Annotated in this window: 14 protein-coding genes; 7 read left to right on the top strand and 7 right to left on the bottom strand. The window is 55.4% G+C overall.

Annotated elements, in window-relative coordinates; all coding sequences use genetic code 11:
- Positions 1-40 precede the first annotated feature (40 nt).
- On the bottom strand, positions 41-1,024 hold the full coding sequence (gene trmB, locus FYC48_RS19925; protein ID WP_235034340.1) for a tRNA (guanosine(46)-N7)-methyltransferase TrmB: 984 nt from the start codon (positions 1,022-1,024) through the stop codon (positions 41-43).
- Here trmB and hemE point away from each other — a divergent pair.
- Complete coding sequence (gene hemE / locus FYC48_RS19920) at positions 992-2,956, top strand: uroporphyrinogen decarboxylase (protein WP_149498547.1); 1,965 nt, start codon at positions 992-994, stop codon at positions 2,954-2,956. The two genes, trmB and hemE, sit on opposite strands and share 33 nt — an antisense overlap.
- A 54-nt stretch (positions 2,957-3,010) precedes the next feature.
- Here the strand turns inward: hemE and FYC48_RS19915 are convergent, their stop codons facing one another.
- The 3 genes from FYC48_RS19915 to mch are packed head-to-tail and all read right to left on the bottom strand — an operon-like array spanning position 3,011 to position 6,707.
- Positions 3,011-4,708, bottom strand: coding sequence for a fatty acid CoA ligase family protein (locus tag FYC48_RS19915; RefSeq protein WP_149498546.1), 1,698 nt, complete (start codon positions 4,706-4,708; stop codon positions 3,011-3,013).
- A gap of 38 nt (positions 4,709-4,746) precedes the next feature.
- Positions 4,747-5,754 (bottom strand): ATP-grasp domain-containing protein, encoded by a 1,008-nt coding sequence (locus FYC48_RS19910; RefSeq protein ID WP_149498545.1) that lies wholly within the window; start codon positions 5,752-5,754, stop codon positions 4,747-4,749.
- On the bottom strand, positions 5,751-6,707 hold the full coding sequence (mch, locus tag FYC48_RS19905; protein WP_149498544.1) for a methenyltetrahydromethanopterin cyclohydrolase: 957 nt from the start codon (positions 6,705-6,707) through the stop codon (positions 5,751-5,753). Before mch ends, FYC48_RS19910 begins: the two co-directional genes overlap by 4 nt.
- 288 nt (positions 6,708-6,995) lie before the next feature.
- On the opposite strand from mch, the gene def reads away from it, so the two are divergent.
- Both def and fmt read left to right on the top strand, forming a co-directional pair.
- Positions 6,996-7,580 carry a peptide deformylase gene (gene def, locus FYC48_RS19900; RefSeq protein WP_149498543.1) on the top strand — a complete coding sequence of 195 codons (585 nt, stop codon included), beginning with the start codon at positions 6,996-6,998 and terminating at the stop codon, positions 7,578-7,580.
- A gap of 78 nt (positions 7,581-7,658) precedes the next feature.
- On the top strand, positions 7,659-8,633 hold the full coding sequence (gene fmt, locus FYC48_RS19895; RefSeq protein ID WP_261345081.1) for a methionyl-tRNA formyltransferase: 975 nt from the start codon (positions 7,659-7,661) through the stop codon (positions 8,631-8,633).
- Positions 8,634-8,683: 50 nt separating this feature from the next.
- Here the strand turns inward: fmt and FYC48_RS19890 are convergent, their stop codons facing one another.
- From FYC48_RS19890 to FYC48_RS19880, 3 genes are read right to left on the bottom strand one after another with little or no spacing between them, the layout of a single operon-like run.
- Positions 8,684-9,436, bottom strand: coding sequence for a flagellar motor protein MotB (locus tag FYC48_RS19890; protein WP_149498541.1), 753 nt, complete (start codon positions 9,434-9,436; stop codon positions 8,684-8,686).
- Positions 9,433-10,086, bottom strand: a complete 654-nt coding sequence (locus FYC48_RS19885; protein WP_149498540.1) for a flagellar motor protein MotB — start codon at positions 10,084-10,086, stop codon at positions 9,433-9,435. Before FYC48_RS19885 ends, FYC48_RS19890 begins: the two co-directional genes overlap by 4 nt.
- A gap of 4 nt (positions 10,087-10,090) precedes the next feature.
- Positions 10,091-10,861 (bottom strand): motility protein A, encoded by a 771-nt coding sequence (locus tag FYC48_RS19880; RefSeq protein WP_149498539.1) that lies wholly within the window; start codon positions 10,859-10,861, stop codon positions 10,091-10,093.
- 351 nt (positions 10,862-11,212) lie between these two features.
- Here FYC48_RS19880 and flgB point away from each other — a divergent pair, with 351 nt between their 5' ends.
- The 4 genes from flgB (at position 11,213) to fliF (ending at position 14,020) form a co-directional block, all read left to right on the top strand.
- Positions 11,213-11,572 (top strand): flagellar basal body rod protein FlgB, encoded by a 360-nt coding sequence (gene flgB / locus FYC48_RS19875; RefSeq protein ID WP_160149644.1) that lies wholly within the window; start codon positions 11,213-11,215, stop codon positions 11,570-11,572.
- Positions 11,573-11,584: 12 nt separating this feature from the next.
- Complete coding sequence (gene flgC / locus FYC48_RS19870; protein ID WP_149498537.1) at positions 11,585-12,016, top strand: flagellar basal body rod protein FlgC; 432 nt, start codon at positions 11,585-11,587, stop codon at positions 12,014-12,016.
- Positions 12,016-12,330: a flagellar hook-basal body complex protein FliE gene (gene fliE, locus FYC48_RS19865; protein ID WP_149498536.1), complete on the top strand. Its 315-nt coding sequence runs from the start codon at positions 12,016-12,018 to the stop codon at positions 12,328-12,330. The genes flgC and fliE overlap by 1 nt, the downstream gene beginning before the upstream one ends.
- A 157-nt stretch (positions 12,331-12,487) precedes the next feature.
- The gene (gene fliF / locus FYC48_RS19860) at positions 12,488-14,020 is read left to right on the top strand and encodes a flagellar basal-body MS-ring/collar protein FliF (protein ID WP_149498535.1); all 1,533 of its coding nucleotides are present in this window, start codon (positions 12,488-12,490) and stop codon (positions 14,018-14,020) included.
- Positions 14,021-14,033 lie beyond the last annotated feature (13 nt).

The raw sequence follows: 14,033 nt of genomic DNA, 5'->3' as shown, positions 1-14,033 counted from the left end.
CGGCGGCCCGCTACCGGGACTTGGTTCCGGCGAGACAGCGTTAACCGCGTTTTTCGTACCGAACTCGATAAACCGGGATCTGATTCTGTCGACTGCGGCGTTCGAAATGCGTTCGGTAGTCCAAGTCGTGCGTTGACTGTTTCTTTTGCTCGGGAATTGGAACACCGAATTCGGGGGCCACGGCGGCGATCATTTCGACGGTCGATTCGAAATAGTCCAGCACATCGGTCCAAAAGTGAAAACGTCCCCCGGGACGCAACGCCGTGAGGAAATGCTTGACACTCGTCTCGTTAACCACCCGTCGCTTTCGGTGCCGCTTTTTCCACCAGGGATCGGGAAAATAAACGTGGACCGCTTCTAGCGACCCCGGTGCGATCCGGTCCCGTAAAATGGGGCCCGCATCGCCCGAAATGATTTTTGCGTTCTCGCAGTCCGCCTTAGAAAGCCGCGCCGCGGTGTGCTTGGCATATTTATGGACGATTTCGATGCCGACGAAATTGTGCCCCGGCGTTGCCTGTGACGCGGTGGCTAGAAACAATCCTTTCCCACTGCCGATTTCAAGCTCCAACGGCCAATCATTCTCAAACAGCACCGGGCTGCTCAGCTCTGCAGGCACCTCCGCCACTGTCTCCTCCGCGGCGGGGTGATGAGGCGATTGCTCGCGCATCAGCATTAGATGTTGCGACAAATCGATGGACGGTTTCGGTGAACGGAGCGGACTGCGGGGCATCAGAAATCGAGATCGGGCGGTATTGAGTGCCTTGATCCAAATCGAATTCCTGGAATGATCGACCAGAACTGGAATAATCGACCAGAAACAGCGGATCGACGGATCGAAAGGGTAATCGTAACCTAGGCGCAAACGTCTACAATGCCGCTGATTCACTTGGCATCGAATTCGTGATTGCCCGAACGGCATCATGACACTGCCAGCCCCAGTTTGCCAAGTCGGCAAATCCACTTCCCCCATCCCTTCCTTGCCAAATTGCCCATGTCCGTTGATGCTGACTTTTCCGGCCTTCATGTCGCTTCGCTCGAAAGTCGCCGTGCGAGTGAAATGCAACGGCTGATCGAGCGATACGGTGGCGTGGCACATGTCAGCCCTTCGATGCGTGAGGTGCCGATCGAGCCCAACCGCCCGGCGATCGACTTTGCGTATCGCGTCATGACGGGAGAGATCAACGTGGTCATCCTGATGACCGGCGTTGGCTTTCGCTTCCTGTTGCGTGCGATCGAAAAACACGTCGACACGCAACGATTTCTCGATTCACTTTCGGATATCACCACGATCTGCCGTGGCCCCAAGCCGGTCGCCGCGATGCGAGAACTAGGCATCAAACCAACACACCGTGTCGGGGAACCGAACACATGGCGGGAAATCTTGCAGTACATCGACCACGAAAAGGTTTCGATCGCAAATCAAGTCATCGGACTTCAGGAATACGGGATCTCGAACGCTTCCTTGGTCGCAGGGCTGGAAGCCCGTGGGGCGATCGTCGAACCGCTACGCGTTTATGGGTGGGAATTTCCTGAACAAACCGACGCACTTCGCGAGAACATCATCGCCCTTTCCGAAGGCAAACGTGATCTCTTGCTGCTGACCAGTGCCCACCAAATCGTCAACATGATGCGAATGGCGGAGCAAATGGGCGTATCGGATCAACTCCGCCGCGGACTCTATGGCACCGCGATCGCTTCGATCGGGCCGACCACCACCCAAATGCTTAACGAGTGCGAACTGCACGCGGACATGGAGCCGTCTCATCCCAAGATGGGGCACCTTGTTGTCGAATCGGCTCGGCAATCATCGTCGATGGTCACCCAAAAGCGTCGCTGGCGTGAATCGGATGCGGCGATCCAAATTTCACGAAATGTTGCGATCGAAAACGAAGACGCATCACAGAAACACCCCTCGGTCGACAGCCTGTTTATGAAAGCATGTCGCGGCGAACCGACCGAACGTACCCCCGCTTGGCTGATGCGACAAGCCGGACGTTACATGGCCGAGTACCGAGAGGTCCGAGCAAACCAAAGCTTCTTGGAACTTTGCTACAACCCCAAACTATGCAGCGAAGTGATGTGCACCGCCGTGGATCGACTGGGTGTCGATGCCGCGATCATCTTTTCAGATTTGCTGCCACTACTTGAACCGCTTGGGTTTGACCTCGAATTCGTCGCCGGTGACGGACCGGTCATCCACAACCCCATTCGCGAAGAAGCCGACCTAGCTCGACTAAAGCGATTGGACGACCCACAGTCCTTGGGGTTTGTTTATGAGACCGTTCGCCAAACTCGACAAGACCTGCCCGAGCATCTGCCCGTGATCGGGTTTTCCGGTTCGCCATTCACGCTCGCCAGCTACGCGATCGAGGGTGGCGGTAGCAAGGTTTACACCAATACAAAGAAGCTCATGTACCGTTCGATCGGTTCCCACTCCGGTGGAGCCTGGGGCGAGCTGATGGCGACGCTGTCTGAAGCGATTACGGTGTATCTAAATCATCAGATCGCCGCCGGTGCACAATGCGTGCAGTTGTTTGATAGCTGGGCCGGCTGCCTGTCGCCGAACGAATATGCCGAGTTTGTCTTACCTTGGATGGACAAGATTATCAGTGGCATCGCACCCGGCGTTCCGCTGATCAACTTTGCCACCGGGAACCCGGAATTACTGCCGTTGTTGCGAGGCGATCGCAGAACAGTGGTCGGCGTCGATTGGCGAATTCCGCTCCGCCGTGCTTGGGATCGTATCGGTCACGATAAGAGCGTCCAAGGAAATTTGGACCCCGCCGTTCTACTAGCCGAGCCGGACGTGATCCGATCACGAACCGGGGATCTTCTTCGCAGCGTTTCTGATTTGGACGGTCATATCTTTAACCTAGGGCACGGCGTCTTTAAGGAAACGCCAGTCGATAACGCGATTGCCTTGGTCGATGCGGTGAAAGAATTGAGTGCTCGATAAGGACCGATCACACAACGCGACGTTCGCACCGCGGGATAGAGACAGGATCGACGATCAGCTTGCTCCCCCGTTAAGCTCTTCGGCCAATCGTTCGCGAAAAATCTTGCTGTTATGACGGATGTCTGTTGGCAAAGGTTGGTCTCGAATGATCACTTCAGTGATTCGTACGGTGAGCGGATTCAACGACGCCAAGGTTAGCAACTCTTCACGCAAACGCTGTTTCTCCGCATCCGTCTTCGGCTTCGCTTCGGGGATCGGTTCGACCAAAATGACGGGGGTTTGACGACCGGGTTCGCCGCGTCCGACGAGTGCGGATCGATAGACATTGGGATGTGCATTAAAGATCGCTTCGCAGGGCACCGTGTACCACGTTTTCTTGTCGTTGGTCACACGATGGGCTTTGCGACCACAAAACCAAAACCGATCCTCTCGATCCAAGTACCCCACGTCGCCCATGCGATGCCAAACGGTGCCACCGTCGGCGACTTTATGTAACGCGTTTTGATCGGCTCGGACCACGTATTCACGGGTGACCATTGGCCCGGTCACCATTAACTCGCCGATCTTACCTTGCGGTAGTTCCTCGATCTGATCAATTGACTCGATCGGCCCGTCGTGAACCTTGATCACCTTCCATTGCACATCATCGAACCGGGTCCCGACACAAACGCCTTTCCCCCGAGTCGAGGCCGGACCGGTTTCACCAATAATCTGCCGTGACTCAATAGACGCAAGTGGCAACGCTTCGGTCGCACCGTATGGCGTGTAGATTTCGGCTTCCTCGTCAAGTAAGCGCCGTAGCCGGGCCATCGTCGATGCCGGGACGGGAGCGCCGGCTGACAAGATACGACGCATCGTCGGAAATGGATTGTCAATGCCGCGACTTTCACACCACCGAATGACGGTGTTCCAAAGTGCCGGCGAACCGAATGATTGATCAACCTCCCATTGCTCGGCAGCTTCTATCAAACGTTGCGGATTGACCTCGGCAGGCCGAGTCGGATCCATATCGGGGATGATCGTCGTGACTCCCATGACGGCGTCGAACAATCCAAAAAGTGGAAAGCATGCGAGATCACGCGACCCGCGATGAATGTCGTAACGTTCACGGATCCGATCAATTTGGGCATGAAATGTTCCGTGCGTGTAAAGCACTCCCTTCGGCGGTCCGGTACTACCGGTCGTAAAAATGATCGCCGCAGGATCCGCCCGCTCGACACGCGGAAGAGACTCCTTTCGTCGATCCTGGGGGATTGACTGACCAAGCGTTTTAATTTGATCAAGTGTTTTACCGCCCCAGAATAGCCGTCTCCCAACGGTGACATTCCATTTTGCCGCCGGAAATTTTCGGCCCAGCAAGGTGCGAATCGCCATCGCCTTGGGGATCCCAACAAACCCATCGGGCTTGGCATCGGAAAGGCAACGCACCAAGTGCTTTCGGCCGATTCCTGGATCAATCAAGATGACCGTTACGCCGGACTTTAGGAGCGCGAACACCAAGCCGATAAATCGGGCACCGAAGGGCACCAACATGGCCACGCGCATTCCCGGTCTCAGTCCCCACCGCACCAAACCTGCCGCTATCGCGTCGCTTTCCTTGTCTAAGTTGTCAAACGTAGTCAACGAATAACTGCGTGTCCCATCTTTGGTCGGCGGCCCGCTCGGTTCCGCAATCGCGATCGCTCCGGGAGCTAGCGACGCGACGACTTCCAATCGCGACGCAACATTTCCATCTCGAACTTGGCTTGGCATTGATAAGTCTTTCGAAGTTGACGAACGATCGTTTCGAATCACGATCCGTTGTTGATGGAAAGTTGACCATTTCTGCAAAGTTGCCGAAGACGATCAATGACCAGATCAGCGATCGAATCGTCGCACACCGATTGCGCGCCTTTCCAACCCGGGATCGCGTTGACTTCCAAGAATAACGGTGGGCCATGATCGTTGTCGATGATGTCGACCGACGCAAATTGCAATCCAAAGCGGCGTGTGATCGAACGAGCCGCTTCGACATGCGCCGGATCGACGTCGACGCGTTCGCAGCTTGATCCTGTTTTTAAGTTCGTTCGAAATGATCTCTCGTTAATCCGCCGAAACCCCAACACACGATCACCGATCACTAACAGTCTTGTATCGCGTCCACCCGGTGAGACAAACCGCTGGATTAAGATAGTCGCCTGAAGTTGTTCAAGGCTGGAAAAACAGGTCCATGCCAGTTCGCGATCCGACACACGCATCACCCCGCGCCCTTCGCCGCCAAAAATCGGCTTGACAATACAGTCGGATCCTAGGCGATCGAATGCGTCGAGCGCTTCGCTTCGATCTTGAACCACCTCCGTATCAGGTACCGGATAGCCCGCCGCCGCAAGACGCATCGAAGTGGCAAACTTGTCGATCGCCCATTCCAGACCGCGCGGCGGATTGACCATCGCAATGGGGCGACCTTCAATCCGATCGGCGATCCCGTGAAGCACCGCCAAACGATATGTCAACCGTTCCATCGACGCCGCAGGCATCGTACGCGTCAAGATGCCATCGTATTGTTCGATCGGCCCCGCGTCGCATCGATGCCGGGTCGTCACCGGCCGATCGGCGATCGAGTTCCCAGAAAAGGATCCCGTCGAATGGGGCGTTGCGGTGATCGAAGCCAACGATTCATATCCCGCCGCATCGACTCGGCAACCGTGACGACGGCAAGCAGCGCGTAGCTGTTCGGCATGCCAGCCTTCCGATGGCCCCAACATCAAGAAACGCGCCGCGCCCACTGTTGACGCGGAACGTTTCGGTTCAACCGTCATGATAAGAATGACTCACGTAGAACGTCAGTCAGAAACTTTCCCGCCCGGAACGTCCGTCCGCTTTTCAAATTACATACCGTCACCACCGCGGGACTGAACAACATCGGGTCGACTTTGTAGAAATCGTGATCATAGTCCGCGAAGATTTTCGCGAACGGACGCCCGTAGTCGGAAGACGAACAACTAGGGATTTTTTCGTAGATCGATTCGACCGCTTCGTCATCACAATTGACATACAGCGTGACTTCGGCGCCATAGAGCATCGCATCGTTCGTCCGGCCGATACCGCCGATCATATCGCCTCGCTTTGCCGGCGGAGGCAACGGGGCGCAGCCGGTTCCGCTAACAATACGACGGACATCAAAACCCAGTTCATCGATTTTGTGCAACGCGGTTTCGATGCTACGGGCGACGACTTGGGCCGATCCGGCGATCGACGTACTCGGCGCGATACACACTCTCAATTGCTTTGCCTGGACGCCACACTGTTCGGCGATCAGCGCGATCGTCGATTCGGTCGGAAACGATTCCGCCTCAAGCACGACCACGGCAGACTTCGATTCCGAATCCCCGAGGTCATACTTTTGCAGCATCGCTTCACGACCACGATGCAAGCGGGCCGGACCACTGCCCATCGCAAAATAGTCGTCCGCCTGAACCGGCCATCCGGCGTATTGACATCCGAGACACGCCACCAATGGAGCGTCGGTCTGAACATAGATGCTGTTAGCCGATACAAATCGCTGCCCGTCACATGGAACGAGCGAGACACGGCCTAATCCGCCCAAACAGATTTCGGCCAACGCAAGTCCCCCGGCAAGCGTCCCGTCCACTTTGACACCGAAGTCGTAGACGTTTGCGTCACCGATCTCCCGCACCGTCACGCCGCTGACCGGATCGGCGGCGAGGCGTTCGATCACCCCGATCGCATTCTGATTTGGTGACAGTCGCATCGACAAATTCAACTCGCAAAGTCGGGACAGGAGAAATCAATCGGGACAGAATTTTGCGTCAAAGCTCGCCAAACAACGCGGAAAACGCTGCGTTTACGCGGGCCATCGACGATGGTGGCAAAAGCTCCTTGCGATGTCGAGGGGGCGCACCACTTTCGACAGCCGCGACGGGTTACCACTTCGCAAATCTACCGCGAACGCTTGTTGGGTTAGGTGGAATGACAAAAACACCAAAATCCGTCATGATAGTCGATCTCGAATTGTCCCCTCCTTCCGATTCAGTCAGCCATGCCGCTTGAAGTCATTCATTATCCGCATCCAACGCTCCGCTATGTCAGCAAGCCGATTCGCAAAGTCGATGCCGAACTGAAGCAGATCGCCCAGGAGATGCTGGATTTAATGTATGAAAGCGGCGGCGTCGGATTGGCGGCAAACCAGGTGGACCTACCGTTGCGAATGTTCGTAGCCAACCCGACCGGCCAACGTGGGGAGGGCGAGGAATTCGTCATCCTCAATCCCGAAGTTCAGCGTCCGAAGGGCAACGCCAGCTCTGTCGAAGGTTGCCTCAGTCTGCCCGGCGTCAACGGCGAGGTCATTCGGCCGAAATCGATTCGAATCAGCGCCTTCGACATTTCCGGCAAGTCAATCGATGCTACCGTCGAAGGCTTTTTGGCGCGAGTCTTTTTGCACGAAATCGATCATCTCGATGGGACAATGTTTTTCGATCGCATGAATGAGCAAGCGGTCCAAGAAATCCAGCCGGAACTTGATGAATTTGAAACCGATTTTCGATCAAAGCAATCTGCCGGCGCGATCCCTCCTGATGAAGAGCTTGTCGAACGCCTCAATCAGTGGACCGAAAAGTACTGCTAACGGTCGAACCGACTTCATCAGCCGTCGGGTGATCGCTCGCGATTCCCGCAACGCGATTCTTGAACAAGGAATGGTCCCATCGCTTTAAAAATCATTGTCATGGGCACTGGTCCCTTTGCGGTCCCCAGCTTTGAAGCCCTCCGTCGATCCGAAGACACAATCATCGCCGTGGTGACGAAACCAGAACCGCCGGTAAAAAGCCGGAAAGGTCCTCCTCCGGCCCCCGTGCGCACCTGGGCGAACGAGCATTCGTTGCCAATCTTCGATCCAGTTTCGATCAACGAAGATGCGGCCGTCGAACAGCTTCAACTGTGGTCACCGGATCTACTCGTCGTCTGCGACTACGGTCACATACTTAAACCGGCGGCACTCGAGAGCGCGCGACTGGGCGGCATCAACCTGCATGGTTCGCTGCTACCGGCGTATCGCGGGGCGGCACCTGTTCAACGGGCGCTGCTCAGTGGAGACCCCATAACGGGAGTGAGCGTGATTCACATGACGCCACGTCTTGACGGAGGTCCGATTCTCGCCAAAGCGACGACTGAGATTCAACCTGATGAAACGTCGGGAGAACTCGAAGAACGCCTTTCGAGCCTTGGGGTCGACCTGGTTGTCGATTCGATCGAAACCCTGCGGCATTGGGACGGAGAAACTGCGATCGGAGAAACCCAAGATGCCACAAAGGTGACCCGAGCACCGCGTCTGCACAAACGTGAAGCACACATCGATTGGGGATGGGATCGCAGCAAGATTGACTGCCACGTCCGTGGGATGCAGCCCTGGCCGATTGCTTACACCGAGATCCAACTTCGCCAAGGTAAACCGCCTCAACGGATCGCCGTCCTGCGAGTCAGTCCGGTCGAAGGAGATGTCGCGGAACTTCAACCGGGACAAGTCACCGGCGATCAGGAATTGATCGTTTGCTGCGGAGACGGACTTTTGCGACTCGACGAAATCCGTCCGGCGGGGAAGAACCAAATGAGCGGTGAGCAATGGCTACGAGGTCATCAACTCAAACGTGGCAGCACGTTTAGCGCGCCGATCGATTCATAATTAAGATTCGTATCGGCGACGAAGGATGATGTCGCAAAGAGGTTGCTTCGCTACGGAGCAGCCGGCGACGCTTGGCGTCCCAGGATGATCGACATCTGTGGGCGTTTCGCATCGGCGAACAACCAGGGCTTCACGCGGTATTTGATGCGAGAACGGGTCGATTGGTTCATCCAAAAGGACGACTCGACTTCGTTTCGTAGTTTGGTTGACTTCTCCAAAGTCCGTTTCAGTGCTGAGGCCTTTGGCATGTCCGCCCAAACGACGATCTCCATCACCATGTTTTCATCACGCATTTTTGACAAGGTTTCGGAAATTAGCTGCGTCGCGTGACGGCTGATTTTACCGGTCTTTGGGTCCGGCGGTTGAAAGGAGTCAAAGACAACTTGATCTTCGATCTGCGGCAAGGTCCGTAAATCAAGTTGCTCCTCGAGTTCTTTCAAAAACTTCTGAAACTGCTCCCGGTCACGATCGATGACTCGTTCATGGTTGTTGCTCTCATCCGGACCAACGTCCTCTTGCTTTTCATTCTTGTGCAAGTTTTCCTGAAGCGCGTACAACGGCTTTTGAGACTCTTGTTGGATCATCTCTGAAGATCGATCACCGGACATTTTCCCCGGTGTTCCCGCACTGGTGAACGCATTGACGAACGACCCCGTTCCAGAATACATGTTCGCGCCGGTCTGTTCTTTTGCCAGCGAGTTGAGAACGATGAAGAACGCAAGCAGTGCCGTCATCGTGTCACCAAAGGAAACGAGATAGGCCTTGCTCGGAACACTGGGCTCAAGCTTCTTTCGTTTGCTCATCGGCCACTCTCGTATTGCTCGATGACGATCCGCACCATGTCGGTCGTAACCTTCTCAGTGAGGGCAGTGCCGATTTGTCCCGGTCGGGCTTTCTCCACGTGATAGAGATAGTCGGCGAAAGCGCACACACGATCCTGAAGTTTTGGATCGGAGACTTCCAAGACGCAATGAATGCTGAGCGATCGCAATTGCGCAGAAAGCTTCGCGGCCGCTTGTGCGCCTTGTCGATTCACCTTCATATCCGAGCCGACCATTTTCTTGATCGGTAACTCAAACGCAAACGTCTTCATCACATCACGTTTGGACTCTTCTTCGGAAAGCCCTTCGAGACCTTTACCGACCGCGGCACTTGCCATTTCCTTTTCGATCGGCGGCATTTCGCTTCCTTGCAACGCGATTCGAGCGGCACGGGGGCGAATCCTTGTCGTCCAGGAATCGCGGTCGAGCTTGTCATGTTTGTGACCGGCAACCCCCGTGGCACCTGCACGACCGAATACGCTCACGGTGACCTTTTCGAACCGTTCCGGCTCGGTGGTCGCAAAGGTCAACAGCAAGATAAAGAACGTCATCAACAGCGTGATCACGTCGCTGTATGTCATGAACCACGCGGGGATATCTTCCGGCGGATCGGCGGGTGCATCCTTGGGCATCAGACTATGCCTTTACGATTGATTTTCGCGTTTTCGGAGAAAGGAAGCTGAGCAGTTTCTCTTCGACAACACGCGGGCTCTCGCCTTCGCCTAAAAGCGTGATCCCGCAAATCATCAATTCGCGGATCATGGATTCTTCTTGATTACGTGCTTCCAACTTTCCGGCCAAGGGAATACAGACAACGTTTGCAACCAACGCTCCATAGAGTGTCGTTAACAACGCGACTGCCATACCGCCACCGATCTGGCTGGGATCATCGAGCGACCGAAGCATCTGAACCAAACCGATGAGGGTCCCGATCATTCCGAAAGCGGGAGCGGCCGCTCCGGCGGAATCGACAATTTTCTTACCGGCAACGTGGCGTTGTTCGATGTAAGACAATTCAATCTCAAGCGATCGCGCGACATCCTCCGCCGCCACACCACTGATCAGCGATTCTAATCCACGCTTCATGTAGTCGTCGGTAACCGCGGCGGCTTGTTCTTCGAGCGCCAGCAGCCCATCCTTTCGCACGACTTCGGCAAACTTTTTGAATTGACCGATCGTGTCTTGTGGCGAAGGCAACTTGAACATGAACGTTTTCAGGATGACCGAAAACGCCCCCAGATTCATCTTCAAGGGAAAGTTGATCAGTGACGCGGCGATCGCCCCGCCGAACACGATCATCCCGCTGGGGACATCAATAAACGGAGTGAGACCTCCGCCCCCGAGTGCAATCGCTGTCAGGATCAATCCCCCGCCGAGGATCAATCCAATGATTGTCGCTATGTCCATAATGTCAGAATCGTTTCTTGCGGCCAGCCGCAACCGTGGAATTGGGTTCGATCAAATCTAAGATCAAGGGCCGACAAGAAACGCACCCACCCGTGCGGATCCACGATGTTGCCAGAGTAATGGAAGGTGAACGCGATCACCGTCGCCGGTCCGCATTCGCTCTCGCAACGAGCCCTCTTTCGATTCTTAGTTCATCGATAGGGATCGACTAAAAGATCCCTGTGAAGGAAGGCCGTGATGAGGCAATTGAGGGAACACCCTCACGCCAACATCGCTCAAACACGGCGTTTCACATGATTTGACGGAAAGTTGTCCTTAATGGTCACAGTTCCTCAAGCCGATACAACTGGCATGAACGGAATATTTTACCAAATCGATTTACTTGGCTCCGCCGTTGATGCGACCGAGAAGAACCATCGCGTCGTCAGCCAAAACATCGCGAACGTCAACACGCCGGGCTATCAGACCAAGCGGCTTGACTTTCAAAAGATGCTCGAACAGTCGCAGGCGGCCTCGCAAGAGAACGTCACCGATCGAGACCCAGAACTTCCCGTCGAATTGCCCGAAGGACTGACAGAACGTCTTGACGGCAACAACGTGAACTTGGAACAGGAGGTCGCACAACTGAAGAAAAATGCGCTCGCATTTCAGACTTACTCTCAGTTGCTTGCGTCCAGAATCACCACGATGAGACGTGCCATTTCAGGTTAAGGATTTCCCGACATGGTCAACTTTCCTACGATCGATATTGCGGCTTCCGGCTTAGCCGCCGAACGCTTCCGGATGGAAGTCACGGCGAACAACCTCGCCAACGCCTCGACCACGATGACCGAGAACGGCGATCCCTATCGCCGCCAAGCGGTCGTCTTTGCCGCCGGAGCGGATCCGACAGAGGACCCTAAGTCCGCCGCGTCCATGCATGGCGTTCAGGTCGTGGGAGTGCAACCCGATGGCACCGACTTTCCCACGATTTACAACCCGTCCCACCCGCACGCCGACGCGGAAGGGTTCGTGCGTTTGTCCAACGTCAAGATCCCCGAAGAAATGGTGGACTTGATCACCGCCAGTCGCTCCTACGAAGCGAATACCAAAGCCATCAGTGTGTTTAAAGAAATGGTCGAACAAACCCTAACGCTTCTTCAAGGAGGCCAGTGATGTCTGCTTTGCCACCTGTCGCATCGGTCAATGTTCAGTCACCGGGCTTTAGCAAACCCGCTCAGGCGATTAACGCCACGCCGCCTTCCGAACAGGGCGGCGATCGCAACATCTTTCTCGACCTCATGGCCCAGGCCAACGACGACCAACTCCGCAGTGAGCAGGCGATCGATAGCCTCGTCAGCGGAAAAACCGAAGACGTCCAACAGGTCGTGATGGAAGTCGTGAAAGCAGAAATGTCCTTCCAAGTCTTCATGGAAGTCCGAAATCAAATCATCGAATCGTACGACGAACTGATGCGGATGCAGTTCTAGTGCTTCGCAACCGATTGCTTTCAACTTCGACCGCGGATTTGCCACGGTAGAACTGAAATCAACCGAGCCAATGCCAAAGACGGACGCTGCCCGACGGCTATTTGACGTCTTCACCATCCAGACTGTTCCTCCCCACGCGAACACGAACTGACGAACCTTGAACGTCATCCAACCCTACATCGACTCACTGTTGTCCATTTGGCACCAGAGTTCTCCCGCCGCTCGCGTGGGAATTCTGCTTTTGGCCGTCCTCTGCGCCGTCACCATCGGTGGCGTCGGCTACTGGTCCGTCCAGCCGAATTTTGTCACCCTCGTAAGCCAGGAGGACAGTGACAAAATGGACCGTGTGATCGACGCACTCGATAAGGCCGGCATCGCCTATCAACTCTCCGGCGCCGGCGGAAACCTGCTGGTCGACAAACGTGATTTCGCGAAAGCTCGTTTGCTCGCTCGATCGAACGGTGTCGCCGGTACGAGCGAGGAAACCGGAACAATGTTCGGTAGCGCGCTCAGCAGTCCGAAAGAACGCGCCATCCAAGCCCGCGTCCAAAAACAAAGGAGCCTCGCGGCCACAATCGAAAAAATCGCGATCGTCGAGCACGCCGATGTCCATCTGAACGTTCCCGACAAAGGCCCGTTCGAACGCGAGACGTCGGCACCCTCGGCCAGCGTTTTATTGACACTGCGCGACGGAAGCCAATTGACCGACCAGCAAGCGTCCTCGATCGCCTCATTCGTCGCCTATGCGGTCGAGGATCTGTCTCCCGAAGGCGTTCAAATCACAGACCTGGACGGACGTAGCTACACGATTCCGGACGAAGAAACAGGTCAAATCGCGAGCCAAGTTGAATACATCGCCCAGGCCGAACGAAAGCTAGCACAGAAAGCAGAGGCACAGCTCCTCAAGTTCCTCGGCTACGGCAACGCCAGCGTGCAAGTCAGCCTGGACATGACGTTCACCCAGGGTTCCAAGAAGATCACGAGCTATGATCGTGAAGGGGCGGTGCCCAGCCAGGAAGACTTGATCTCTGAAACGACCAAAAACGTTCAGCCGGCACCGGTCGGCGCCGCCGGAGTCGCATCGAATCTAAACGCCACCGCTGGGACCAACACCAAAAGTGGCATGGAGAGTACGACCGAGAACATCAAGACTACCTATCTTGTGCCAATTACCGAAGAAACCTCCGCAAACTCGACTCCGATCCGCAACTTGCTCTCGGTGAGCGTGCTGGTCAATTCGGAAGCCGACACCATCAAACTCGAAGATGGATCGCTGATGCCCAATCTTGCTGAAATGGTCAACGAGACGGTGAAGAACGCCGTTGGCTTTCGCGATGAAACGGACACGATCTCGGTCAACGTCGTTCCGTTTTCGGAGCCACTGCTCACTCCGGCTGAACCGGTCAGTTCGTTTGACTGGACGAAGATTACCTCAATTGTCGAAAAGGCATCGCTTGCAATTGCCGCGCTTTTGGCCTTTGTGCTAGGTCTAATGTTGCTGCGAAAGTTTGGGCCAAGCAGCAATCCTCGCGGGATGCGTGGGGAGGGGCAAATCGGCGCCGGTAGCAGCGAAAGTGTTGGCGAGCTGTCGCGATTGATCAAAGAGAATCCGGAAGTGTTCGCACAGGTCGTCAAAGCATGGTCGGGCGCCGATGGGGCAAAAGATTCTGGAAAGCAGAACGCCGCTTAATTAGCGGAGCGAG

The organism is Roseiconus lacunae (genome assembly GCF_008312935.1).
In the GTDB taxonomy this organism is placed as follows: Bacteria; Planctomycetota; Planctomycetia; order Pirellulales; family Pirellulaceae; genus Stieleria; species Stieleria lacunae.
This window is presented reverse-complemented; position numbering and strand designations above follow the sequence as displayed.

Excerpts from the sequence above, each read along its gene's own strand:
- FYC48_RS19885 (WP_149498540.1), bottom strand. The coding sequence starts at position 10,086 with ATGCCCAAGGATGCACCCGCCGATCCGCCGGAAGATATCCCCGCGTGG.
- FYC48_RS19915 (WP_149498546.1), bottom strand. The coding sequence starts at position 4,708 with ATGCCAAGCCAAGTTCGAGATGGAAATGTTGCGTCGCGATTGGAAGTC.
- def (WP_149498543.1), top strand. The coding sequence starts at position 6,996 with ATGCCGCTTGAAGTCATTCATTATCCGCATCCAACGCTCCGCTATGTC.
- mch (WP_149498544.1), bottom strand. The coding sequence starts at position 6,707 with ATGCGACTGTCACCAAATCAGAATGCGATCGGGGTGATCGAACGCCTC.
- flgC (WP_149498537.1), top strand. The coding sequence starts at position 11,585 with ATGGTCAACTTTCCTACGATCGATATTGCGGCTTCCGGCTTAGCCGCC.
- fliE (WP_149498536.1), top strand. The coding sequence starts at position 12,016 with ATGTCTGCTTTGCCACCTGTCGCATCGGTCAATGTTCAGTCACCGGGC.
- FYC48_RS19910 (WP_149498545.1), bottom strand. The coding sequence starts at position 5,754 with ATGACGGTTGAACCGAAACGTTCCGCGTCAACAGTGGGCGCGGCGCGT.
- flgB (WP_160149644.1), top strand. The coding sequence starts at position 11,213 with ATGAACGGAATATTTTACCAAATCGATTTACTTGGCTCCGCCGTTGAT.
- hemE (WP_149498547.1), top strand. The coding sequence starts at position 992 with ATGTCCGTTGATGCTGACTTTTCCGGCCTTCATGTCGCTTCGCTCGAA.
- FYC48_RS19880 (WP_149498539.1), bottom strand. The coding sequence starts at position 10,861 with ATGGACATAGCGACAATCATTGGATTGATCCTCGGCGGGGGATTGATC.
- trmB (WP_235034340.1), bottom strand. The coding sequence starts at position 1,024 with ATGAAGGCCGGAAAAGTCAGCATCAACGGACATGGGCAATTTGGCAAG.
- FYC48_RS19890 (WP_149498541.1), bottom strand. The coding sequence starts at position 9,436 with ATGAGCAAACGAAAGAAGCTTGAGCCCAGTGTTCCGAGCAAGGCCTAT.